Here is a 24589-nt window from a genome sequence, read left to right as displayed (position 1 = left end):
AAAAACTGACGGAGGCGGTCGCTACGGTGACTGGTATGCCTCCTCGCGCTGCACGACCTCGTCAAGGCGCTGCCAAGATCGCCACTCCCCGGCTGCGGACGCAGCTCGACGAGCAGGCGCTGACCGCGGACGAGGTGGGCGACGAGGACCGGCTCACCGATCTGGCGCTCACCGACCAGGATCTCGGCGGGCTGCTCGCGGAGCACGTCGAGCTCAGCGGCTGCCGGCTGACCCGGGTCAACCTCGGCGGGTCGGACCTGGACAAGCTGATCCTGGTCGACCTCGAGCTCGACCACTGCGACCTGGCGAACGCGCGCTGGGCGGACGCGTCCGGCACCCGGCTGGCGATCTCGTCGTCGCGGCTGACCGGATTCGCCGGGCCGGGGGTGAACCTGCAGCACGTGACCGTGCGCGACTCGGTGCTGGACTTCAGCTCGTTCCGGTTCGCGAAGTTCGTGAAGGTCGAGTTCACCGACTGCCGGCTGCAGAACGCCGACTTCCTCTCGGCCGACCTGAGCGGCACGGTCTTCCGCCGCTGCGACCTGACCTCCGTCGAGTTCTCCCAGGCGACCACCACCGGCGCCGTCTTCGTCGACTGCACCTGGGACGGCACCCGCGGCATCAGCAGCCTGGCGGGCGCGACGATCGCCAACTCCTCCCCCATCGACACCCTCGCCGTCACCGTCGCGATGGCCCAGGCCCTGGGCATCACCCTCGGCGACCCGGACGACTGTTCCTAAGGCGAGTTGCCGCCACTGTCCGTGGCTCGGACAGTGGCGGCGTCGTGTTGGGTGATCAACTGTTGTACGGCTCCACCTGCAGTTTGAGGTTCGAGGTCGTCGTGTTGGCGGTGACCGTGACCGTGCGGGATTCGCCGGGCAGCAGCCAGAAGTAGTTGTCGGAGTACAGGGCCGGGAGGATCCGGTTCCCGTTGCGGTCGCGCAGGGACAGCCGGGTCAGCGCGGCCACGGTCTTGCCCGTGTTGCGGATCGTCGCGGTGAGTTTCCCCTTACTGGTGGTGCTGCTGACGTTCAGCTTGGCTGCGGTGAGCGCATTGATCGCCTGGACGTCCGTCGCCTCGCGGTAGCGCCAGTAGGTGTTCTCCGACAGGACCTTGCCCTGGGCATCAGTGAGCTTCAGCCGCAGCAGGTGCAGAGCAGGCAGGGTGTCCGGGAAGGCCACGACGAAGCTGTCGGTCTTGCCGGAGGCGTTGACGCTGACCGCCTGCTGTTGGGTCACTGCGAGCTTGGCGCCCTTCAGGTCGTAGAGGTCAGCCGTGACGGTGGCCTTGAGGGCCGTCGTCGTGTGGTTGATGGCAACGACTTTCCAGTCGTTCTGGTTGGCCTGCACGTGGATGGCCTCGCAGCCCTTGCGGGCGCCGTAGTAGCTGCCGTTCACGTCGAGGTCGTAGTCGTAGGTCTGCCAGACCGTGCTGTGCCAGGCCGGGTGCGACATCCACAGCAACAACGCGCTGGCGTCTTCCCAGAGATTGGCGTTCCAGGCCTCGAACATCGCCCGCATGTTCTCGTAGTTCACCAGCTGCGCCTTGCGGGTGAACTCCTCCAGCCCGCTGGACGAGCCAAGCCGGTCGTCGATCGCGCCCAGGTACGTCTCCGGGTGCTGGTTGCCGTGCGTCGACCAGTCGTGGTGGTACCACGGCGTGCCGATCGGCCAGCCCGGGTCCTTGTCGCCGACGAGATTGCGCATCGACTCGATCACCGGGATGGTCGGGATCCCGATCTCGGTGTGGAAGCCGAAGTTGAAGGTGTCATAGGTGTTCTTGTCGAAGTACTTGGTGGGGTCGACCCAGTAGTACGGGCCATGCCCGGAGACGAATCCGGCGGCCGAGTCGGGCAGGTAGAGGATCTCGCCGTCCTCCTGCGCGGCAGCGTCGATCAGGCCCTGGTTGATCGAGCCCGGCGGGTGCTGCTCGTTGGCGCCGCACCAGATCACGATGCTCGGATGCGTCCGGTACCGGACGATGGTGTCGCGGGCGATATCGACGTACCCGGGCAGGTCGTCGGAGAACTCACCGGCCTCCCAGAAGTCGTTCCAGACCAGGATGCCGTTCTCGTCGCAGGCCTGGTAGAACTCCTCGCGGGTGCTCGAGCCGATCCAGTTGCGGATCATGGTGAAGTTCATGTCCCGGTGCATGCCGATCAGCGCGCGCATCTTCTCGGGCGAGACGCGGCGAAGCAACTCGTCGTACCCCCAGTTGCCGCCGCGGCAGAAGACCCGAACGCCGTTGACGCTGATCTTCAGCGGGACCGGCGCGTTGCTGACCTCCTTGACGTCGGTCCAGTCCTGGCCGTTGTCGGAGACCTGGACGGTGAAGGTCAGCGCGTACGCCGTCTCCCAGAGCAGCACGACCTGGTCGAACGCCTTCGCGTCGCCGAGATCGATCTGGATCCACTCGTTGTCGTTGTACTGCGACGACCACCTGCTCCGGTCGTTGCCGTCGATCACGTTGGAGGCCACGCTGCCGTCGTCGGACGAGGCAGTCGCCGTGCCGGCGCGGGCCAGGTCGACGTCCGGGTTCGCCTTGTCCTTGATCGACAGCGTCCAGAGCGAGAATCCCCAGCCGGTGGCGCGGCGGCCGCCCTGGATCCGTAGGTAGCGCTTCGTCTGCTTCGGGAACTCGACCGTCTGCTGCGCGCTGTTCGTAGTCGGGTCGATCTTGATCGGCAGGTCGTAGCTGTAGCCGAACTCGCGGATGCCGAAGGTGGTCGTCCGGCTGTCACTGACCTTGCCGCCGATCGCTGCACTGAAGGTGAGCTGATGGAGGTCGGGCGCACCGTAGCCGTTCGGCCACCAGAGCTTCGGGTTGGTGACGGTGACCGCGTCGAAGGCGACGTTCTGGTTTGCGCCGGCCTTGAGCGTGACGGTCTTGGTCAGCGTGTTGCCGTCGAAGACCACCTTCACCGTGATCGTCCGGTCGGCCGTCGCCGCGTTGCGGACCGGGATGGTCACCGCGACGGTCGCCTTGCTCGCGTCAGGGACCTTGGTGACCACGCGCGCGTCACCCAGGACGGCGTCGCCCGTGGACCGGATCCGGACGTGGTTCCAGATGCCGGCCGCCCGGTCCCGTACCGCGGGCATCCAGTCCCAACCCGATGCCGAGAGCAACGTCGGGGAGTCCAGCCAGAGCTTGCCCGACTGGACGAACGCCTGCCCCGCGTCGCCCTTGTCGCCCGGCGACCCGGGATGAGGCATCGGCGTGATCCTGACCGCGAGCGCGTTCTTGGCCTTGAGCGCCGCGGTGATCTCGAACGCCGCCCGCGCGAACGGCGACTTCAGCATGCCGACCTGTACGCCGTTGAGCCAGGCGTCGGCCTGATGGTTGATCCCGTCGAACTCGAGCCAGATCCGGCGGCCGGCGCTGGTGTCGAGGCCCTTGGGCAGATCGAAGGCGCGGCGGTACCACCACGCGTGGCGGCTGAGCGCCTCCGGGATCTCGAGGTTGTTCATGCCCTCGGCGGGCTCCGGGAAGTGGCCTTGCTCGACCAGGGTCGCGAGAACAGTGCCCGGGACGATGGCCGGTAACCAGGTCGAGGTGTCCTGGGCCGGCCCGGAGAGGACGGCGCCATCCGTAGTACCGGCGAAGTCGTCCATCGTGAGGGTCCAGCCATCTTCCAGCGGGACAGTGCCGTCAGCTGCTTTGACGAGTGCGGGCGGGGTGCCGTGGTGGGTGCCCCACGAGGTCCAGCCGGTGGCGGCCGGGCGGGAGCCTTGGGCCGTACCGTAGACCTGGAATCCGTTGAGGCCGAGCGGGTTGCCGTTGGCCTGCTTGGTGCCGGTGAGGCGGACGTAGCGAGCCGTCGCCGGAGTCTGCAAGGTGATGTCGACGACGCCGCCCGGGCTGTTGGTCGCCTGGTGGACGTTGAGCCAGGAGTTGCCGTCGGTGGAGACGTCGATGCGGAAGTTGGCCGGCGAGCTGGAGAGGATCTCCTGGCCCTGCGTCTGGCCGTAGGGATTGCCGCCGGACAGGTCGAAGGTAGGGTCACCAGCCTTGCCTTCGAACGTCAGGGTGAGCGCATCGACTCGGCACTTGGCCTGCAGATCGACCGTGATCCACTGCGGATCCGCTGACGCTGCCCGCCAGCCCGAGCCTCTGACCCCGGTGGCCGTGACGTTGTCGACGGCGAACTGCGGCGGCGTCGCGGCGTACGCCGTGGAAGAGGCTTGGACCGGGCGGTAGAGCGCCAGGTCCGTTTGGGCGGCTGCTTGGGCGGCGAAGGCCTCGGTGGGGAGAGCCGAACTCAGCGTGATGCCGGCGAGAACTCCGCCGGTCGAGGCCAGGAAGGTCCGGCGGGACAGGGGGTCAGACGTCACGAAGTACTCCCAAGGGACGGCGAGAGAGGGCATTAATTCATTAATTCGTAATTAACGCAGATCTGAGGACTTACTTCAATCCCTCAATTTGTCGATGCCGGCGATCACGAGCCCAACGCCTCGCGTGAACGCTTGATCGGCGGCCGTCACCCACGGCTGGGCGCCGTGCTTGCGCTGCCGAGCGGCGATCGCGGTCGCCTCCGGAAAGCGCTCCGCGAAATCCGGCACCACCTCGGCGAGCGCCCTGCCGCGGGCCGCCCACCACTCGACATCGGACTTGGTGACGGCGGCCCTGGCGTCGACCGCTTGCCGGGCCGCGCCCCGGACGATGCTGAACAGCGCACTGGTCACGGCCGGCCTGTCATCGATGGCGAGACCGGCAGCCGCCAGAATGCGCAGTAGCGACTCGAGCACCTGTTGCTCATACGGCCCGAGTGTCGGCCGCGCTGTCTGAACGTCGAGCAGCCACGGGTGTGCCAGGTAGAGCTCATGCAGCTTCACGCACCACCGCGAGACCGCCTTTCGCCAATCGGCGCCGGGCCGGACCTCGCCCATCTCCGCGTGGGCGCGGTCGTACATCAGCTCGATCAGCACGTCGCGACTGACCACATAGGTGTAGAGCGACATCGCCGTCCGCCCGAGCTCGGCGCCGACGGCCCGCATCGTGACGTCGACCAACTCCTGCTCGTCGGCGATCCGGATCGCCGCCGCGACGATCTCCTCCACGCTGACGGCCTGCCGCGGCCCACGCTTCGGCTCCGCGACCCGACCCCACAGCAGAGCGATCGTCCGTCCCGGATCTGCCACTCTTTTACTCCTTACGCCGTAAAGTGTTATCGTCCGACTATACAACGTAAGGAGTTTCTCATGGTGGACTTCGAGATCCATGGCGCGGGGCCGAATCTCTTGCTGCCGGTCAATCCGGCCGCTCCGGTCGAGGGTCCGGCGGCCGAGCAGATGCGCGCCTGGGGTGCGGATCCGGGGCTCGGCCACACGTTGGTCGAGGGGTTCAGCAAGCGCTTCCGGGTGATCGCCTTCGACTACGAGGGCTACCTCCAGGCGAACCCCAAGCCGGACACTCTCACCCCCGACAACCTGGTCGCCGACTTGCTCGCCGTCGCGGATGCCGCGGGCGCCGACACCTTCGCGTACTACGGCTACAGCTGGCTCGGCATGGCCGGCCTCCAGCTCGCCATCCGCACCTCCCGCCTGTCAGCGTTGGTGATGGGCGGCTACCCACCCCTCGACGGCCCGTACGACGCGATGCTGGCAGTGACTGCGGCAACCCACTCGGAGGCGGGCAAGCCGGTCAGCGACAAGCTCGTCGAGCCTGGCGACTGGGACAACGCAGAGATTGCTCTGAGCAAGGACCAGACCCAACAGTTCTTGACGCTTTACCAAGCACTGAAGGGTTTTGACGACCACGCGGTACAACTAACGATCCCGCGCCTCTGCATCGTCGGCAGCGCGGACAACATCCAGTACGGCGAACGCTGGGGCAACACCCTGGTCAGCATCGGGACCCCGGTGGCGAAGAACCAGACCCTGCTCGAGCAACTCGGCTGGACAGTCGAGCTCCTGGACGGCCTCGACCACCTGCAGGCGATGCAGGCAGCCCAGATCCTCCCAGTGGTAGAGCCGTGGCTGGCCAGGCAGCTCGGCTAGCGGGCGAGGTACTTGCGGACGTCGTCGGCGACCTGGGCGCGGTTGGCCATGCCGTACTTCCGGAGGATCGCGCTGAGGTGCGTCTTGACCGTGTTGAGGCTGATCCCGAGTTCGGCGGCGAGCTGGTCGTTGTCGAGACCGTCGGCGAGCAGGACGGCCACGCCCTGCTGAGCCTTGGTGAGGGTGGCGAAGCGCAGCTCCGGCGCCTGGTCGGTCGCGAGCATCATCTCCATCAGCTCGGACTGCATCTCCTCGGTCGCGCGGATCAGCCGCCGCAGATGCCCCGCGACCGGCGAGTCGGCCACGTCCGGCTCATCCATCGCCTCGATCGCGATCTCCCGCAGCGCGGCGACCCGATGGCCGATGTACTCCATCACGTGGTCCGAGGTCAGCAAGTTGGGGCTCTCGTCTCCGGCCGGCAGTCGGCGCAACGCATCTTTGTCCTCGTCCTCGCGGGTCAGCACCCGCTCCACCACCGCGCACAACCACTCGAACGCGCGGACCGCGTTGTCGTCGTAGCTGTTCGGGGTGTAGCTGTGCATCGACAGCATTCCGAAGAGCTGGTCCCGCCCGTCCTTGGCCGGCCGGAAGATGGGCACCGTCACCGCATCCTCCGACTCGCGCGACAGATCCCCGGTGGGGATCCCCGCATGGAGGACGGCGCCGTTGTCATAGGCGAAGCGATAGGTCTGCCGCTGCTTGAGCAGCCACGCGGTCTGACCGTTCGGGCCGAAGATGTGGGTCGCCGGATCGTCGTACCGGCCGGAGTCGTAGCCGTACGGGTAACGCACCCGATTCGTACCGTGCAGGAAGCCGACGTAGAAGCTGTCGACGGTGGCGATCTTGCCGGCCACCGCGCGGACGTAGTCGTACAACCCGTAGTGATCGCCCCGATACAGCGACTCGATCTTGTGGTACGCCTCGCGCAGGATGATCGCCGTCTCGGCATCCACCCGCAGCGGTGCAGGCCTGTCCGCTTCCACCGGTGGCGGTCCCCCTGTAGCTCGAACTGTCTGGCAGCACTATGCCGTCCGCTACGGACCGTTGCCAAGAGTTCGCTGCGTAGCAAGTGCGATGACAAAAGCTGCAACTGGTTACGATGCCAGCCGCAACCAGCTGGGTTGGTCTCCCCAGACGGAGCGCGGATCGACGTACGGGCGGATCAATGCCGTCAGCTCGGCGTCGTCCTCACCCTTGAGCTGGTCGGAGGCGATCTTGCGCGCCACCCCGGCCAGGAAGTCGGCCACCTGGATGCGCGAGTCCGTGAACGAGTGCACCAGCTCCAGCCGCGCCAGCTTCGTACCGACCTGGAGCTGGGCGATTCGCTCCGGAGACAAGGTGGTCTGGCGGTCATGCGCGATGGCGACCCAACTGCCGCGCTCACCCCAGTACTCGACGGCCCGCGCGATCGCCCGCATCAACGGGTCGAGCGGCGGGATCACCGCCGGCTCCCCGGCCCGCGGACCCGCCTTCCTCAGCGCCTTCACCGTCGGGCTGTCGACCTCCAGCCGATCCAGGGCCGCGTGGAATGTGCTGGTGTCGGCTCTGGCCCGCAGCAGGTTGTTGGCCGCCTCCAGGAAATCTCCCCAGCCGCCGGCCCCGCGACCCGCGTGGTACAACTCGTCGCCCGGTTCCCCGATCAGCTGACCGGTGACCTGCGAGACGAGGAAGTATGCCTTGTCCATCAACTGCACCTGGGCATGCCCGAGCAGAGGGCCTTGGGGACCGAGCAGCCACAGGAGTACCGGCCGGTGCTTGGACCGGAGTACATGGTTGGCCTTGTACTCCGTGGCGGGCGACCGGATGCGCTCGCGCAACTCCGCGACGCACTCCGCGGCCGTCAGTTCATCGAGCGAGACCGCGGCGTGTGCGAAGACGTCGGTGACCCCGCCGACCAGCTTCTCACCCTCATAGCCGGACTCGTCGCAGGCGATCTCGACGAGGCTCACGCCCCGACTCTCTCACCGACGGAGCTCACCGAACGGGGCTCACCGCAGTCTCTTCGACCATCGCGACCGTCTTCTCGCCCCGCCCGGACGCCAGCCTGGTCAGCGCGGCGATCAGCTCGCCGTCGCAGTCCGCGATCCGCAACACCCCGTCGACCGCGACCACCTCGAGCTCCCCGTGCCGCAGCGCCCGGCTCCGGTGGATCGGCCGCAACGCCCCCGCCCGCAGATCGAACACCAGCCCACCCCGGCGCCGCTCGACTTCCTCCCGCACCAGGTCGACCGCCCCCACGTCGCCAACCACCAGCACCGAAGCCATCACAGTCTGTATCCCCCGGAACGGAGGCACATCGGCCAACTCGACCCCGGCCTGCCTGGCGGTCTCCCGGATCGCTTCCAGATCAACGGGATCAACCACCACGACCTCACGAACGGCCTCAGCCGACCTCACTCACTTCACCTTCCCGACTGTGTGAACGCGGGTGTGGCGAACCCTGCGCGACCAGCAGATGCGCGATCCCCGCGGTGTGCTGCCCCTGCACACCGCGGCGACCGACCGGCCTGAACTCACCACCTGGTTGAGCCCATCCCAGCCCTTACGACGCATCCCCAACCTGGAGCCCTGCAACTCCCCAGTCGCACCGTCCACCAGCACCCACGCCCACAACTCCCGAGACCAGCCCGAACGCCCAGACCCGCCGCTCCCAGTGCCCCCACCAGAACAGCCAACCCCGGACCCTCGAACCACCGGTCTCCTCCATCCCCCCAAAGCCAACCTTGTCACTCTCCGCACTCCCCGCCCATCCCCCACCGGATGAGCTTTCAACCACCCACCCCTCACCCCAGGAGTGAGAGATTGGCACTAAACCGCCTCGTAGGCGACGCGGGCCGCGGTCACCGTCTCAAGGTTCAGGTCGGCCCAGTCCGCGATGGTGGAAAGGGCGGTGTTCAGGGTCCGCCCGGCCTCGGTCAGCTCGTACTCGACCTTCGGCGGGACGGACGGATACACCGTCCGGGTGATCAGCCCGTCGCGTTCGAGACCACGCAGGCTCGCGCTCAGCATTCGCTGCGTGACCGGCGCGACCGCCCGGCGCAGCTCGTTGAACCGAAGCGGACCACTGACGAGCACCTGCAGCACGAGCACCGGCCACCTTTGACCGAGCAACGCCAGCATCGACCGGATCAGGTCGCACCGCTCCGGCTTGGCAGGCACGCCGTCAATAGTCCACACGGGCGGCTGCCCGGGAACTGTCACCTTCATCATCGTCGGTTCCTTCCGCGATACCAGGTAACGGAGAAGTGCGTTCTTGCCACCCATTGTCACCAGCGGCAGGCTGATCCGGTAGCTCCATTCCAACCCGATCAGTGAAGGGTGACCACATGAGCTTCCCCTGGTCCGACCTCCCGCACGACGATCCGGCCTGGTTCAAGCCCGGCGCTGTCTATGTCCCCTCCGGTCAGGGCCCGACGGTCTGGGCGGCCGGTGACATCTACACCGTCAAGGCCACCGGTGCGCAGACGAATGGCGGACTCGGCTTGATCGAGGCGACCGTGCCGGCCGGCAGCGGGCCGCCGCCGCACGCGCACCCGAACGAGGAGGAGACCTTCTACCTGCTGTCCGGCGAACTGGAGTTCCTGGACGGTGACACCACTTTCCTGGCCGTCGCCGGCGACTTCATCCACATTCCCCGCGGCGTCCGGCACCGCTTCCACAACGTCGGCAACCACGCCGCCAGGATGCTCTTCATGTTCACCCCGGCCGGGATGGAGCAGATCATCGCCGACCATGCCGAGCCGGCCAGGCCCGGTGAACCCGTCCCGGGTCTGGACGACGAGGAGTGGCTCCGCCGCATGCCCATCATCGCCGAACTGGGTCGAGGGATCATGCTCCCCGACCCTGAATAAGGCGGCCGGCGCTTGCCCGAAAGATGGCTTCCGACAGATGGGCCCTGTGATGACCTGGAAAACGCCCGACCTGACCGGCCGGACCTACGCGGTCACCGGCGGCAACGCCGGAATCGGCTACTTCATCTCCGAACAGTTGACCGCCGCGGGCGCCGGCGTCGTGATCCTCGCCAGGAACGCCGACCGTGCCCGGGCCGCCGCCGACGCGATCCGTAACCAAACCGGCAAAGCAGTCGCCGCCACCCTGCCGCTCGATCTCGCCGACCTGGACTCGGTCGCCACGGCCGCGGCTGAACTGTCCAAACGGGACCGCCTGGACGGGCTGATCCACAACGCGGGCATCACCGCAGGAAAGCAGCGCCAGACCACGCGCCAGGGCTTGGAACTCGTCGTGGGCACCAATCACCTTGGACACTTCGCGCTCGCCGCACAGACCATGCCGATCCTCGCCGCCACGCCAGGCAGCCGAGTGGTCCTCGTCAGCAGCCTCACGACCAAGCTGGCCAAGTTCGACCCTGAAGACCTGCAGAGCGAGCGGTCCTACACACAGCAGAAGGCGTACGCCCAGTCCAAGCACGCAGTCCTGCTGTTCGCCTTCGAGCTCGATCGCAGATTGCGGGCGTCCGGAGTGGACGTCCGCGCCATCGCGGCGCATCCCGGCCTCGGTCTGAACCCGTTCAGCCCGGCTCGCCCCGGGATCAACCGGCCGCCGAAGTTCCGATTGCCATTGCCCATCCAGGGAAAGGATCGTGCCGCACGCCCGGCCATACGCGCGGCCACCGACCCGGATGCACTCGGCGGCCAGTACTACGGACCGAAGCTCGGCATCTTCGGCCGACCCGTCGTAGTGTCACCACCACAAAACAGCGGGAATCCAGAACTGGCCGCGCGCCTATGGACCCAGTCCGAGCAGTTGACCGACGTCACCTTCGAATTCCCCACAAGCGAACGATGAACCTAACGCAGAAGGCCGGCTCCCGAGCGGGAGACCGGCCTTGTGGTTCTGGGTGGACCTGCGGGGACCGTATTACAACACAAACGCGCAGCTCAGGGACCTAGAACGGCTCATCAAACAACTCCCGAAGCCGAACTCAGCACCAGAGCCAGCCACCAGACCGCGACGACGGCCTCGGACAGCTAGGCAACTCAGCACCGAGCAGATAACTCAACTGATCGCCGGATACCAAGCCGGAGCCAAGCTCCGTGAGCTCGGCACGCGATTTGGTATCCACCCACAGACAGCTGGTTCGATACTGCGGAGGCACGGGATCCAGATGCGCCCCAAGGGACTCCCGCCCACGCAGGAGGCGGAGGCTGAACGACTATATGCGACCGGACTGTCATTGAAGCGCGTCGGTGAGCGACTCGGCGTCGATGGCGAAACAGTGCGCAAGTCACTGATCAGTCGAGGCATCAGCCTGCGAGATCAGCATGGTAGATCCAGCTAGCCCTAGTCTTTCAGTAAGCGGTTGACCTGTTCGTCTGGACGGGGCGAGGCTGCCGCTGTTGGTTGGTCGGCCGGTTGCCGACAACTGTCACTGACATGGATCACGGGACACTCATCTGGCGCCTCACTCAGCGTCTTAAGTCGATCCGGGGAAAGACATATCGTTTCAAATAAGGCAAGAAGTAATGCCAAAATCCGCGCAGATAGCCTCGCCGGAAAACATCTCCTTCGGTTCTAACCCTTGGCGTCGGCAAATATCTGATGACTCCAATTCTTGATACACGAAAAGCTAGATCAACATCCTCCAGCATTGAGATAGATCGGTCAAACCCACCAGCAGCTTCGTAGGCTTGACGATAAATAGCGAAAGTCGAACCCGTAAGGAGATAATGACCCACAACCACCCGATACAGGCGCAACGAAATAGGCATGCCGACTCTCATTGCCCAGTTTGTAAACCTGGTCCCATCGGTAATGTAGCAAGATGTTGTTACTGCAGCAGCCTTCGGGACTTCCATGAGTGCATCTACAAGCCGATCCACCCAATCGGCAGGGACCACCGTATCAGCATCTGTGGAGAGAATAATGTCCGAATGAGCCTCTAAGAATCCGCTACACCGAGCCGCACCACGCCCTTTACAAGGTTCCGTCACCACGCGCAGAGACAAGCGGTCACGCCAACAATTGGCAACTGAAGCCGTCGAATCAGTCGATGCGTTATCAACAATTATAACCTCGAACGAATGCTTAGTCTCCTGGCGAGCCAAACTGCTTAAGCACTCAGATAAGGTCGACGCTTCGTTATGCGCGGGAACAACAACCGACACCTTCATCCGTCTATAATATCACTACTCGAACAATGTAGATCGCGTCAAAAGGCTTCAGATGTCTGCGACCATTCCGGCGCAATCAAGTTGCGGCATGTAACCGATGGTGAACCTGTCTGCAAAGCGCGGTTGGCCGGCCGGCGGCGGAGCAGGTATCCCTGTAGGTAGTTCACCACTCGACCCGTCCGAACGAGGCCCTCTTCGTCTCGAGGCACACGACTGGCACCTCAAGACCGATCTTAGGCGGCGACTACTTTCGGGCCGCGGATCGGCGTCAACCCTTCCGCATCAAGCCGGGATCGACCATCATAGCGGCATGATTCCTCTCCGCCGCCTTATTGTCGCTGCCGTAGCCATATGCGCAGTCGGTGTCTCGGCCTGGGTTTGGAGTAAGAACGGACACAAGCTTGAAGGCCTCAACGCGGTCTGGGGAACCATCGCGGGAATCATTGCCTTGATCAGCCTCATCCCATGGTCCACCAAGGCAAGGACAAACAGCGCGGAACTTCCCAACAATCACATGCTTGAGCAGTTGGCTAATGCAGTTGAGGTGCAATGGTCGGAGGAGGCGGAGGCACGCGGACTCTTACGCCCTCTTCCACTAGCGGTCGAATGGTCGGCGGCAGATCCGCAGCTATCCGATCGCCTATCAGCAATTGTGTCTGGCGCCTACCAGATCAGCAGTGAAGCTAAGGCTCGCCGCAAATATTTGACAGGGCGGCTCCCGGAGATCGCCAATGTGTTCGAGAAGCTACCATCACGCCGACTCGTCGTACTTGGTGAGCCTGGCTCCGGAAAGACCGTTGTAGCATTGCTACTTACACTTGAATTACTTAGGCGCAGAAGCAACGGCGATTCCGTTCCGGTGCTATTCCCTATCGCTTCTTGGAATCCGCGCAAACAACATCTGCAAAGTTGGATGGCGGCATGGCTCGAAGAGACCTATATCTGGCTACGAGTTCCGTCGGTGATGCCGGGTACCTCTCTCGCACTCTGGATGTTGAAAACTGGACAGATTATGCCCTTGCTAGATGGCTTGGACGAGGTTGCCGAATATCTGCGACCGTCGACCATCCACTCCTTGAACCATGCGATGGCCGCTCCGGGCAGGGAGACAGCAGCTCCAATCGTCGTTACCTGCCGTACGACAGAATACGCATCTATCGTTGCACCGGCCGATTCGCCAAACGCTACCAACACTAAGAAAGGCCAGCCAATAGCCGAGCCGCTGGCGCGAGCGGCAGTAATCCAACTGCGGCCACTGGGTACAAATGAAGTAATGGCGTACCTCATACACGCCACCCCCGATCGCTTAGCCCATAAATGGGATGCAGTTATGTCAGTGCTAGCTTCTAGCCCAGATGGCGCATTGGCGAATGCCCTCTCGACGCCACTAATGACCGCTCTGGCACGGGACACATATAGCCTCGCGGGCAGAGATCCGGACGACCTCCTTGATCCGTTGCTGGTTGACCGCAGTATGATCGAAAGCTATTTATTGGATCAACTCGTACCGTCGGTTTATGATGAGGCATTGAGTTCATCGGTGCGCCACCAATGGCGGAGGCACGACGTGCAAGTTTGGTCGCGCTACCTGGCCCACCATCTTCGACATAGACAAACCAACGAGATTGCGTGGTGGGAGTTCGGAAGGCTTATACCAACACCCCTGTATTGGATACTGTTCGGCATATCAGCGGGGACGATCAGCGCGGTTTCTTTTGCAATTCTCTCAGGCACACGGTCTGCAATATTTGTGGGAGGGGTGACCACCTTAGCAGCTCCGCTTCTCGCCCCGATCATAGGTGTCAGCCATCCATGCAGCGTGGAGGTGCGCATTAAGGCTGGCGCACCGCGCTTCATTGCTGGCTTTACTATCGGATTAGCGATAGGTATTATCCTCGAATTTCTACTTCGCCTACCCCAAGGCGCCGCACTAATCGCAGGTGTTGCAGTAGGAACAGCCGGCGGCCTCGCGTCCGGTTTGGAATTCCTTCTGGAGCGACCGGTCGATACCAAACAAGCGGCGAACCCGAGATCCCTGCTTTCGTCCGATCGTGCCGGCCTTCTCATCCGCATTCTGGGCGTGGGCCCCCTCGGTGGGATTGCTGTTAGCCTAGCGATTGGGCTGTACAGCGAGCAGGGTTTGCAACGGGACGTTAGGGTCGGCGTGGTGATTGGATTGGCCGTCGCCCTAGGCTCGACCGTCGTCGTTGCTCTCAGAACCAGACCCCTGATTGGTGTCGCTGTAGGCGTGCTTCTTGGACCGCTCGGCGGCGCACTAGCCGGCTTCTCGACATCACAGAGCGATGCCTCGGATTCTGGCCTCGCGATCATGTGCGGACTCTGGCTATGGCTGGAGATCTCCCTTGCTCTCGCATTCACTAGCTCCTGGGGCTCGTACACAATAGGTCGAGTATGGCCGACGCTACGTGGAAAATTGCCATGGGCTCTCATGACTTTCCTCGACGATGCCTATGCACGTGGCGTACTGCGGCAAGTCGGTGCCGCTTATCAGTTTCGCCATGGAGCGTTACAGGACAGGTTGGCAAACCTCGCTCACGTGCCAACTCAATCGCATCGCCCGGATCCCGGTGGGCCGCCCATACCCTGAGCATACTTCGAAATGGTATCCGCGACAGAGATAGCAATACCCGCCCAAAGTGATAGTGGCCTCTATTCCTCGATCGGGCCATCCGTTCCCGCGCTCAGGCGCCGAATGATCCTTCCGGCTGCCCCGTCAACCGTAATGAGGTCACCGTCATGGAGCTTGGTCGTGGCAGCCTCCACGCCGATCACTGCAGGGATACCCATCTCGCGGGCCACGATCGCCGAGTGGGAGAGTAGTCCCCCCGCCTCGGTAACCAGCGCGCCAGCTACCCAGAAGCCGCTAGACCAAGTGGAGCTGGCTGAAGCGGCAACGATTACGTCCCCGTCCTCTACACCGCTCAATTGGCTCGCGTCTCTGATAATGCGCACCTTCCCCGTGTGAGTGCCAGGCGATGCGGCACGACCCAGAAGCGTGTCGACCGCACCTATGATGCTCGGCAGAATTTCGTTCTGACCGAGTAGCATTACGGCGCTGTGGACGTCCCGGGAAGCCTTCGGCAACCACCTTAGATCGGGATCTCTCTTCGTCGGCCTTCCAAACTCTCGTTCTGGAGTCTCTGCAGACCGACGCTTCCGCTCGTTCTCTCTATCGGATGGGATTGAGCCTGCAACGGCCGTCGCGTCTAGGCAGGCAGATCTCAGTTCGTCAATTGTGAAATATAGCGCGGTCTGAGCATGTGGCACCACGCTAGCCACCTCTAGCCGACGACCAATCTCTAGAGCGAGAACACGAATCGCCCCGAGGACACCCGCTTTGACCGACTCGCCCTGTTCTCTAATGTGGAACCATTTCTGCGCATCTATCAACTGCGCTCTCTCGCTATTCGAGAGGGCAGTCGAGTCACCCAATGCCTTCCTCGGACGCTCTCTCGCGCCATCAAGAATCGCAATGAGCGTGCGTCGTTCAAGCGCGGGCAGTTCACCGAGGGTTGGTTCGTCCAGGTCATAACCGAGTAGGGTGAAGCTCCAACGCTTGCGATGATCTTCCCAGACTCGGCGGGCATTTTCGTCGCTGCCGGCCACCCAATCGAGTCCGCCGCTACCGACCGACCGTAGCCGCTCTTCTACTGAGTCATTCTGCGCGAACTCCGACGCGAGGTTCTCCATAGCGGCCGGGTAGAGCGCACGCGAATCGGCGCCACTATGCACCAGGACTAATGACGTTGCGTCATCCCACCCGTGATGATGTCGCATCATGTTGACAAATCGTGCAAGAGGAATTAGATGCGCGAAGTCCGTCTGATAATTTGAGACCATGACCAATTCCAATTGCTCCAAAGCTACAGTTAAAGAGCCCCTCAGCTTATCGTTGCTGAATGATTGGATACGCTGATCGCTCAGGTTCGAGAGGAACGCCAGCGCCGTAGGCGCCACTGTCTGTTGCCAATCAGCTACATGCTTGGCCGGCAGGTTCCTGGTCAGGGCAAACTCTGACGCGGACGTGCGATCTCGTAGCTGCGGGTGGACTCTGGTGGCGAGGCCAATTAGGGCACCAGGCAGGGACGGTGCAGCGATATCTGAAAGTGGGACTACTCGAACGTACGGCCATCCATATATGCTCTTCAGTTCAATTGAACGCGCGAAGACGCCATATTCCGCAAATACCTCTCCGCTGACTTTGCTCACAAGGGGGGCAAAGATCGATTCAAACAGAGGCGTGAGGGGTCGCGGGTAGTGCACTGGATCAAGGATCCAGTTGCCAGGCGGTGGAGGGGGATCCAACGTGGCCTTCGTTTCAGGTATTCCGATCGGCCTCGCCTGAAGGATCATGATTCCTTCGTCGGTGCAGCCAAATTCAAGTTCAAATTCCTGATGCTCGTCGTCCCGCATCTTCCACGCGATAGTCGCCGCGCTGCGCAATGCCTTTAGCGACGCCAGACTGTCAGCTGTCGGTTCAGGATCGACAGTCAGATCGTGACGCACCTCGTACCTTTCATCTACAGCCTGGCCTGATGTGACCGTCATTGGCATGGCGCCAATCTCAATCACGGCACTGGTCCCGCCTGTGAGCGGATTCGCGCCCGCTACCACACCATATGCGTCAGCCACCAACATTGGCTGGACAATGATGCCCATAGGCACGAATTTCTGACCAGCTGGTAGTCGCGGACTGTGTGCGGATGCCCAGACTTTGACTATTGCTTCCATCAGTCCATTCGGCTCGACGTTCAGAAGTGTGAGGTATTTGCCCGCCTGCGATTGAGACGGTCCATCTTCGTTCAGTGCCGAAGATCGTACTGCCAGCCTCCCTCCGAGTCCGACAGCGGCGTAACCAAGTTCCCGCGCGAGGTGCATCTCTAGCGACGTTTGCTCAACCTCGTCGCAGGTAGCCTCCGGGCTCAGGTTGTTTCGTTTCAGATGACGTACATGCTCCTCAGCCGCTAGCGCGAACCCGCCAACAGTTGGCGAGCCTCTGAGTAGCAGGTCGTGCAGCCGGCTTGCCTTCGGTCCAAACACTTCCGCTGGACACGCGGTCAACTGGCCAAGGACGACTATCTTCCCCATTGGCTTCCTTCTTTCTACTACGTGGCCTGCTCCTGACTCCGCGTTGCCGGATTTCGAGCCAGCCATGGAAGGCCACCGTATCGCCTATGTCGTACCTGAAACTCTGCAAGTGCAGATTGGAAGTGACCGCGCTTGAAATCCGGCCACAGCGTATCAAAGAAGACAAATTCACTATATGCGATGTGCCATAAGAGGAAATTGGAGATTCGCTGCTCGCCACTCGTTCGAATCAAAAGATCCACTGGAGGCATGTTCGGCAGGTGCATGAAACTGGAAAGCAATTCTACATCGAGGTCTTCTGGCGCTACACCAGCCAGAATTGCGCGCCTTGCAGCTTCGACTATCTCCGTTCGGCCGCTATAGTTAAATGCGACCACCAATTCAAGCACGTCATTGTGTGATGTCTCTTGCTCAAGCCTAGTGAACCATGCACGCGCTTCCGGCGGGACGCGTTCATCGGCCAGATCGCCGATGAAGTGGAACCTGACCCCCCTCGTCTTTAACGAGTCCACGGTCTTTCGGGTGAATGCCCATTGTGGATAGCTGAGCAGAACATCTAGCTCTTCAGCTGGCCGCGTCCAGTTCTCAAGCGAGAATGCGTAGATCGATAGCCAAGGTATCCCAAGGTCAAGTGCGAGGTTTATGCAGTCGAATGCTGGCTGCTTCGCTGCGAAATGTCCCTTGGTGCGGTCTAGTCCCTGATAGGTAGCCCACCGCCCGTTTCCATCCATCACGATGGCTACGTGAACGGGAAGAGGGCCATCGCCTATTGCTGCTGCTTCGTCCGGTTCGACCATTCGCATTTTAATTTCCCCCTTGAGTGGGAAAGCAGGTGAACACGACAAGGCAGACGCCGTCTGTCACACCGCTCTCGCGGACCGCCGACAGGCTTGCTGTCGCAGGTTGATCACGGGAGGTGCCGCGTCAAACACAATACTGCAAAAAGTCGTTCGGTGGTGTTGATCGATGACTCTTATAGCGGTCACGTTCAAGGCATCATCATGGTTGTGGACGTCGGATCATCGATTGAAGTCGCGCTAGTACGACAGCGATCAACCGATCGGTCTCGACTTGCCCGCCTCGACGACCGGTCGTCGCGCGTATCGGATGGGCTTCAACGAAACGAAGATCGTCAGGACGCTGCGGAGAAATGGAGTGCGAATCAGAGGTGCGCAGGGATGAGTCACTTAGTGGGACCCCTGTCGATGTAGATACTCAGGCGGCCCGTCACTTGCTTCGCCGACAGCTTCTTGTGCGCAACGACTATGCCAACTCTGACTTCAACAGGCCCCCTGCCTCGCCACGGCGGCTTCCAACGTTGTTCGCGGCCATGAGCGTCCCCCACAGGACTCGGCGCGGCGGCGAGCGATTAGCCCGCCAACTATCCAGGCACTATGCACCGAGCACGCTCAGTTGCCAAGGTCTCGGCGATAGAACTTTGCGCGCTCAACCACTGGCGCGTTCCCAGCATCGGCAAACCCCGCGATACGAAGACCATGCCGGCGAGCCGACGCATCAAGGGTCGCTGACGAGCAACAGTTACTAATAGCTGCCAACTGCATCGCGCTCACTCGTCGGCCTGCACATATATGCAATTGATGTTAAAATTGAATTATATGAATTTAGCATCACCTACGCAAACGCCAGATAGAGTCACACGGAAACAAGGTGGCTTCGAGTGTCTATGCGGAAACAACCCGAGCGAACATGGGTTCTATCCAATCAACGACCGGAATGAAGAAGTCGAACCTGCGCTGGACAAGTGGACAACCAGCCTCTACGCGTGCTTCAAGTGCGGTCGACTGATCGACCAAGATAGCTTAGAAATCGTGCGTCAGATACCGGTACGTGACATCAAGATGCTCGACTAGTGCGGCGCACCACCGCCAGATAACGAGGCGGATCCTTCAGCTAGATTTACCGGAAGTCATCCTGAAGCGTCTCGATCATGAATGCAGACCAAGCGATAGCGGCACGGACCGCAAGGCGTCCGTGCCTGAGATCGAGGCCAGGATCCGCCGATTCGGGGCCGTGGCCATCACCGAGTTTATTCCTCAAGTGTCCTAGGCTGTGCACGAGGCCAAGCAGGCCCTGCATGACCTCGGCCTGCGGCTTGAATTGGACTGCCAGCGTCGCTCGGTCGACTCCAAGAGCAACCATTGCACCTCGTGCGAGCTTTGCGACATCATCCTTGTCTGCGAATAGCTGACCACGTTCACGCATCACGACTTTGGCCGTAGACTCAGCTAGGTTCTTGGCCTTGCCGATCGCAACTGCAGGGTCTGACAGTAAAGACCCTTCGATACGGACCAGCTCAGCTCTGATCGCCGAGACGTCACGCAGAACCGCAGCGGCCTCGCTCCCGAGTGTCTCGATCGCCCTGCGGATGTCGCCGGCGGCGTCATCACGCGCTCGTTTCTCAAGGGCGGTTATGGCTACTTGGGCACGTTGGAGGAAGTAGTCCTTCCGGATACTGTGCGAGCCAACGCCGGTCGCCTTCAGTTTCGCAGCAGCCACGCCCTCAACCAATGTCGGCCACGGGAACGGATTCCTAACCCCCATTGGGCTAAGCGTTTGATTCAGGCGGCGATGCATCCGGCTGTACCCAGCAGGATCACCTCTATCGTTGATGTTCGGCGGGTTCGCAGCGGCCACCAACTTCGCCGCCAACTGCTCGATCAGATCGATGGCGTTCGCTGGGTCGCTCGAAGAGGCCGATGCGCCATGCTCGTCGTCAAACTCCATGCTGCCATCCTGCCTGAGCTGCGCTCTTCCCACACCAGCATGGCCGGCCGGGAGAAGATTGTCGGCGGACAGTGTCAAACTACCCCAGTGAGTCCAAGCGAAGATCCTGCGGCGACATACCTCACCGACCGGGCGAAAGCGGTCATCCAGCAAGGCCAAAACGAACTACAGCAGGTTGGCCCCATGCCGGCTGCCGCGGTACAGCTACTACAGAGCTACCTCAGTTGGCGGAGTAAGGCCGAAGAGGTGCTAGTCGCACTTGGGGTCAGTCGGACTTCAGTGGCTCAATCGCAATCCCGACGCCACCGAGATCTCGTCGCCAACAACGTGCCACCTGATCAACTGTATCGAGAAGTGAACTCTGAACGAGAACTCCTCGAAGAGCAACTGATCAGGACCTTAGAGGCCGCCGATGGCACGGATGATCCAGATTCAACCGTGCTCATTGAGTTCCAGGGCCAAAGCGGAACGAGGTTCTGGTACGACCCAACCAGCCGCCTAGGTAGTCCTGGAAGTTATGGCACGGTGTACTCGGGGACGGATGAGCAACGCCGATCTTTGGCAGTAAAGCGCGTTGAGTTCAGCTCAGACACGCCTACGAAAGAAGCGGTCGAGAGAAAACAGGTAAACCGTGAGATCGAGGTCGCTCAGCGACTCTCGGGGGTTGGCGCCCAATACCTGCTGCCAATCATCGACTGGGCATACGTCAATGACGCATTGCTAATCGTTATGCCAAAGGCGGAACGAAGCCTCGCGGATCTCATTGCGAGGGCACCGACGGGCCTGCCCACCAACGAGACACGGCGAATATTCATTGATATCACTAACGGCCTTGTCGAGCTCCATCGGAGCAAGGTAGTTCATCGAGACATCAAGCCACACAACATCCTTGAATACAACGGTAGATGGATCCTTGCAGACTTTGGAATCTCCCGCCTTTCCGACGTTGGCACCGCTTCCCACTCATTCACGGGTGGTGGCACACTGGAATATAAAGCACCAGAAGTCTTCAAGACATGGACATCGACATTCTTAAGCGATCTCTACGCACTCGGCTGCGTCGCATACGAACTGGCAACAGGGAGGATTGCCTTCCCCGGACCAAACTATGCATCGATGCACGCGAGCTTTACGCCGACACTGCCGGATAACATGGATCCTGGACTCAGCAGCCTGATTTACCAACTCCTGGCCAAGGAGCCCGGTGCTCGTGGGACTGACGCAAGAGAGATCTTGCTACAGCTTCAAGGCCAAGAGGGCCTCAGCGCCGCTCAGGTAGAGCTACAAGAGATTCACGCCCGCGCAAAGCTGCGATCTCTTGAACGACAGGCTAAGACCGAGCAGCTCACAGAGATTACGGACCTTCAGCGGCAGGCGACACTGGCGTTGAACGGCATCTGGACACAAGCTGCCGCCCTCGCGAAGCGGATCGTGCCCGATTCACAACTTGAGAGTGACGGCGAGACTCAGTGGTCACTCTCAGCGGACGATCGCAAGCTCTGGCTCCAACTCGAAGCTACACCGCCAGCTTCATCGAACCCCCTCATCATTGGCATCTTCGTTCTGAAGGGTGACGAGATTCCCGAGCCCGGTGAGCGCTCAGCGAATATCCTAGCGCTCCCCAATGAACAAGGTGTCCCGTCTTGGCACATTGCCCAGTTTGCCCATAATGCCATCTGGGGAGGAATCCGGATGGCATCGACAGATTGGGGCAGTTTAGAGACAGATATTCTGCGACAAAACCCGAGAGGCGCGACATTGCCTCACCCATTTGCCCGGCGACATGAACCGCTTACACCGTCTCACATCGTTAAGGTGCTCTGCAGCAAGCTCAATATGGATGGGGTCCAGATAGACTAATCCCCGCGCCCACATTGCGGCGCGGGTTTGCATACGGATGACGGCGCATCAGATCTCTGGTAGGCGATTCGGTGTGCGCCTGCTCGGTGTCCGGACCGGAGCAAACTCCGGCAGATACTTCGCCAGTCGAATCTGGATGGTCAAAAGCAGCCGGTCGACGCGCAAGATTGCATTTTATAGCACTGTTAACTTCTCTAGGTGATCGCGGAAAGTTGGGTAGGTGTTACGCTCGGCGGTCAAGCTGGACTCGACACGAGATAGTCCTGACCGCCTTGCCTTCACCGCGTCCAGCCGATGCGTTTACCGCGGGCGCGACGGCTTGATTATGCGCAACGTCCATACGGTGATCCCGTCCAGTCGTGCCCGACCGACCGGTCAGTCCTCGGCCTCGTCGGCGATCACGCGCTGGGCCTGCTCCAGTTCCTCGTCAAGTTCAGCTCGCTCCTCGGGGCTCAACGGTTCCTCTGCAGCACCGTTTAACCAGGCTGCGTCGTCGGCAGTGAGGGGCACTACCGCGTACTCGGCCACGAGAGGTCCCAGAACTGCCTCCAACGCCTCGTTGCGCCGCACGCGGCTGAGTCGGTCGCTAGCAGCGCGCTCAACGGCGCGCAGATACTTCGCCGCGTCCTTACCGTGGGGTTTGGTGAGGACCTCCTCGGTCGAATTGCCGAGAGACTCCGCACGCTTGATCTGGTTGACCTGCTCGGAGAAGCTGCGGAGCGCATCGATGAACACTTCCTCATTGACACTGTCGGCCGCCGGGATCTGGTCCGCGTGACGCAGGAGAAAGTAGAGCAGCGAGTAGGCATCGGATTTGTTCTTGAATCGCGTTCGCTTGAGTAACCCGCCGTTGCGCTTCAAGAACAGGTCAACACGACCGAATCGCCGAGCGAGGTCGTCGCGGACATCAGGAGGAAAGCCCTGCCGCTCGTAGGTCATATAGCTCTCGTCTAGTCCCTCCTTCTTGTTCGGCAGCGTCCCTAGTAGAGCGGCGAACGACACCTCGGAGACGAACTCGTCGTGACGGCGGCGCAGCGTGTCACGAGCACTGAATACGCCGAGCTCATCGAGACCATCGCTCGCGGCAACGCGCTCCACCAACTGGATGAAGGAGCCGGTGTACGCCGCGTGGCGCAGCTCTTGCGGCTCGAGCGATTCGACGGTTCGGTTGAGCCGGCGGAAGATGTCGCGGAGCGTTGCGTCACCCAGGTTGGGAAGTTGGCGCGCGACGAATACGAATCCGCGAAAACGCGCCTTCAAGGGGTCGCTGAGCTCGGAGAACCTCTTGCCCCGCCACTCAGGGTCGATCTCCTCGTCTGTAGTCAGGGCGAAGCCGTCGAGCACGAAGTCGACGCAGGCACTGATTCGCTGTTGGCCGTCGACGACGACGATCTGGTCATCGCCGTCAGGCGATGTGTCATTCTGGATGTAGACCTCGGGTACCGGCAGGCCCCGCAGAATGGTGTCGACCAGATAGCTGCGCTGGTTGTCATTCCAAACCATGTTGCGCTGGAACGCCGGGCGAAGCACCAGACTCGGCGGGTCACTTGTCCATGCCTTGACGAAGGCATTGACCTTGTACGCGAGGGGTGCGGTTGCAAGCTGCGGGTCAAACTGAGTCGTCATCGAAGCTCCTCAACCTCTCTACGCACTTCTGCATGCCTTCGGCCACATAGCTCCGGACACTCCAGTAGTCCCGGTAGATCCAAAGGTTCATCTTGCTACTCAGGGCTAGGCGATCACGCCACTCGAGTTGCAGCCTAATTCGATGGGGGCTCCAGTGCGGCCCGAAGGTCAGGCGGTCCATCAGCTTGTTGGCAACAATCGCACCGTCGAATAGCCGCGACCGCTGGTGGTCGAGCTTCTGGCGCAGTTTCTTGCTCGAGGGCGGCGTGTAGGCCGTGTGTGCCAGCACGCGTAGGTCTCGCCAAGCCTGGTCGAAGTGAAACTGTGAGATCACCGCGACGTCCAGGTCCGAACCGGCACCGAACGCCTTCAAGTGTCCTTCTTGGACGTTGTTCGGGTTGCACGACAAGCCAATCGCGCCTGAGCCGATGCAGTAGATGCCATTGGGGTCGACCCCGAAACCTTGCGCTGCGTCGTGCACAAACTCGGGGAAGAGGTTGCCCGCAGGCGAGTCGAACGCGTACGGGTCCATCCGCAAGAAGTTGCGGTCGATCCACGTGGGGAGCTCTGTGACGCCAAGGAGGTCGGACTCAGACGGATAGAGCGAGCTCGATGAGGCGGCGGTTGGTGAGGCTCCGGACACGCGCTTAATCCTAGGCCCTCATCTCTTCCGCGACGCTGCGAACGTCCGGCGCGCATTCCGTCGTGTCGTTGCCATGACACCCGGACTGGCCGCGGCGGACTGGAGCCTCGCGAGCTGCGACACAGATTCGTGTCGTTGCTCAGCGTCAGTGGCGTACAGATCAAACAGATTTCGCAGCTGGTCGGGCAGCACCCGGGTAACCGAAACCGCGTACCGGCACGAGCTGCGGCCGGTGCTAACCGAGGGAGCCGAAGCGATGGACGTGATCCTGCCCCGACATCGTTAGTCACTCAGGTCATACGAGAGGCCGGTCACCAGAACGGGAGACCGGCCTCTTACCTTGGGTGGAGCTGAGGGGATTCGAACCCCTGGCCTCCTCGTTGCGAACTCGGGGCAACACGGTCGTCAGGCGTCACTCAAGGCTGAACGAAGGTCGCGCCCGGCATGTCTTGGCCATTGCCAGTTGCCCCGGTTGCTG

18 protein-coding genes are annotated in these 24589 nt (G+C 61.9%); 6 read left to right on the top strand and 12 right to left on the bottom strand.

What is annotated here, in order from left to right; genetic code table 11:
• Positions 1-35 precede the first annotated feature (35 nt).
• Positions 36-740, top strand: a complete 705-nt coding sequence (locus tag G3I17_RS38495) for a pentapeptide repeat-containing protein (protein WP_203591335.1) — start codon at positions 36-38, stop codon at positions 738-740.
• A 55-nt stretch (positions 741-795) separates the two neighbouring features.
• On the opposite strand, the gene G3I17_RS38490 is transcribed toward G3I17_RS38495, so the two are convergent.
• Together G3I17_RS38490 and G3I17_RS38485 are read right to left on the bottom strand one after the other, a co-directional pair.
• Positions 796-4332, bottom strand: coding sequence for a discoidin domain-containing protein (locus G3I17_RS38490; RefSeq protein ID WP_343238559.1), 3537 nt, complete (start codon positions 4330-4332; stop codon positions 796-798).
• Positions 4333-4407: 75 nt separating this feature from the next.
• Complete coding sequence (locus G3I17_RS38485) at positions 4408-5139, bottom strand: TetR/AcrR family transcriptional regulator C-terminal domain-containing protein (protein ID WP_164604226.1); 732 nt, start codon at positions 5137-5139, stop codon at positions 4408-4410.
• A gap of 60 nt (positions 5140-5199) precedes the next feature.
• On the opposite strand from G3I17_RS38485, the gene G3I17_RS38480 reads away from it, so the two are divergent.
• A complete protein-coding gene (locus tag G3I17_RS38480; protein ID WP_164604224.1) occupies positions 5200-5997 on the top strand; it encodes an alpha/beta fold hydrolase in 798 nt (265 codons plus the stop codon).
• Here G3I17_RS38480 and G3I17_RS42405 read toward each other — a convergent pair.
• The 4 genes from G3I17_RS42405 to G3I17_RS38460 all read right to left on the bottom strand — a co-directional run bounded on the left by G3I17_RS42405 (position 5994) and on the right by G3I17_RS38460 (position 9156).
• Positions 5994-6980 (bottom strand): LuxR C-terminal-related transcriptional regulator, encoded by a 987-nt coding sequence (locus G3I17_RS42405; protein WP_164604222.1) that lies wholly within the window; start codon positions 6978-6980, stop codon positions 5994-5996. The genes G3I17_RS38480 and G3I17_RS42405 overlap by 4 nt on opposite strands.
• Positions 6981-7091: 111 nt before the next feature.
• Positions 7092-7946, bottom strand: a complete 855-nt coding sequence (locus G3I17_RS38470) for a hypothetical protein (protein ID WP_164604220.1) — start codon at positions 7944-7946, stop codon at positions 7092-7094.
• A 25-nt stretch (positions 7947-7971) separates the two neighbouring features.
• Positions 7972-8394, bottom strand: coding sequence for a hypothetical protein (locus G3I17_RS38465; RefSeq protein WP_164604218.1), 423 nt, complete (start codon positions 8392-8394; stop codon positions 7972-7974).
• Between the two features lie 411 nt (positions 8395-8805).
• On the bottom strand, positions 8806-9156 hold the full coding sequence (locus tag G3I17_RS38460) for a helix-turn-helix domain-containing protein (protein WP_343238558.1): 351 nt from the start codon (positions 9154-9156) through the stop codon (positions 8806-8808).
• Positions 9157-9323: 167 nt separating this feature from the next.
• Here G3I17_RS38460 and G3I17_RS38455 point away from each other — a divergent pair, with 167 nt between their 5' ends.
• Positions 9324-9848 (top strand): cupin domain-containing protein, encoded by a 525-nt coding sequence (locus G3I17_RS38455; protein ID WP_164604216.1) that lies wholly within the window; start codon positions 9324-9326, stop codon positions 9846-9848.
• Between the two features lie 49 nt (positions 9849-9897).
• Positions 9898-10803, top strand: coding sequence for an SDR family NAD(P)-dependent oxidoreductase (locus G3I17_RS38450; protein ID WP_164604214.1), 906 nt, complete (start codon positions 9898-9900; stop codon positions 10801-10803).
• A 620-nt stretch (positions 10804-11423) separates the two neighbouring features.
• On the opposite strand, the gene G3I17_RS38445 is transcribed toward G3I17_RS38450, so the two are convergent.
• On the bottom strand, positions 11424-12128 hold the full coding sequence (locus G3I17_RS38445; RefSeq protein ID WP_164604212.1) for a glycosyltransferase: 705 nt from the start codon (positions 12126-12128) through the stop codon (positions 11424-11426).
• Positions 12129-12438: 310 nt separating this feature from the next.
• On the opposite strand from G3I17_RS38445, the gene G3I17_RS38440 reads away from it, so the two are divergent.
• The gene (locus G3I17_RS38440) at positions 12439-14736 is read left to right on the top strand and encodes a hypothetical protein (protein WP_164604210.1); all 2298 of its coding nucleotides are present in this window, start codon (positions 12439-12441) and stop codon (positions 14734-14736) included.
• A gap of 62 nt (positions 14737-14798) precedes the next feature.
• On the opposite strand, the gene G3I17_RS38435 is transcribed toward G3I17_RS38440, so the two are convergent.
• From G3I17_RS38435 to G3I17_RS38425, 3 genes are all read right to left on the bottom strand, one after another.
• A complete protein-coding gene (locus tag G3I17_RS38435) occupies positions 14799-17303 on the bottom strand; it encodes a PEP-utilizing enzyme (protein WP_164604208.1) in 2505 nt (834 codons plus the stop codon).
• Positions 17255-18040 carry a polyprenyl diphosphate synthase gene (gene uppS / locus G3I17_RS38430; RefSeq protein ID WP_164604205.1) on the bottom strand — a complete coding sequence of 262 codons (786 nt, stop codon included), beginning with the start codon at positions 18038-18040 and terminating at the stop codon, positions 17255-17257. Before uppS ends, G3I17_RS38435 begins: the two co-directional genes overlap by 49 nt.
• A 1114-nt stretch (positions 18041-19154) precedes the next feature.
• On the bottom strand, positions 19155-19982 hold the full coding sequence (locus G3I17_RS38425; protein WP_164604203.1) for an abortive infection family protein: 828 nt from the start codon (positions 19980-19982) through the stop codon (positions 19155-19157).
• Between G3I17_RS38425 and G3I17_RS38420 the strand changes: the two genes are divergently transcribed.
• Positions 19962-21842, top strand: a complete 1881-nt coding sequence (locus tag G3I17_RS38420; protein WP_164604201.1) for a serine/threonine-protein kinase — start codon at positions 19962-19964, stop codon at positions 21840-21842. The two genes, G3I17_RS38425 and G3I17_RS38420, sit on opposite strands and share 21 nt — an antisense overlap.
• A gap of 375 nt (positions 21843-22217) precedes the next feature.
• Here the strand turns inward: G3I17_RS38420 and G3I17_RS38415 are convergent, their stop codons facing one another.
• Both G3I17_RS38415 and G3I17_RS38410 read right to left on the bottom strand, forming a co-directional pair.
• Entirely contained in the window at positions 22218-23468 is a 1251-nt protein-coding gene (locus G3I17_RS38415; protein ID WP_164604199.1) for a DUF262 domain-containing protein, read from the bottom strand.
• On the bottom strand, positions 23452-24000 hold the full coding sequence (locus G3I17_RS38410; RefSeq protein WP_164604196.1) for a hypothetical protein: 549 nt from the start codon (positions 23998-24000) through the stop codon (positions 23452-23454). Before G3I17_RS38410 ends, G3I17_RS38415 begins: the two co-directional genes overlap by 17 nt.
• Positions 24001-24589 lie beyond the last annotated feature (589 nt).

The organism is Streptomyces sp. SID13031 (assembly GCF_010548305.1).
In the GTDB taxonomy this organism is placed as follows: domain Bacteria; phylum Actinomycetota; class Actinomycetes; order Propionibacteriales; family Kribbellaceae; genus Kribbella.
The sequence above is the reverse complement of the archived record's forward strand: the minus strand, read 5'-3'. Positions and strand labels throughout refer to the sequence as shown.